Here is a 321-nt window from a genome sequence, read left to right as displayed (position 1 = left end):
AGGAAATACGCAAGGAGCAATAGACGATTCTAACCTAGCTATCAAGATTAATCCTAACTCTGCTGAAGCCTACTTTATCCGAGGAGTTGTCCGTTTGCAATTAGGAAATACCCAAGGAGCAATAGACGATTCTAACCTAGCTATCAAGATTAATCCTAACTCTACCTATGCTTACTTTCTCCGGGGAGGTGCCCGTAAGGAATTAGGAGATAAGCAAGGAGCAATAGATGATTTCAACCAAGCCATTAAGATTAATCCTAACTTTTTCTATGACTACTTTCTCCGGGGAGGTGCCCGTAAGGAATTAGGAGATAAGCAAGG

Annotated in this window: 1 protein-coding gene; it reads left to right on the top strand. The window is 41.7% G+C overall.

Translation table 11 applies throughout. The features are described 5' to 3' along the window. Positions 1-321 (top strand): tetratricopeptide repeat protein (locus CUN59_RS19375; protein WP_165790236.1); only part of this gene is annotated, 321 nt, incomplete at both ends.

Origin of the sequence: Cuspidothrix issatschenkoi CHARLIE-1 (assembly GCF_002934005.1) — a bacterium.
Lineage (GTDB): Bacteria > Cyanobacteriota > Cyanobacteriia > Cyanobacteriales > Nostocaceae > Cuspidothrix > Cuspidothrix issatschenkoi.
This window is presented reverse-complemented; position numbering and strand designations above follow the sequence as displayed.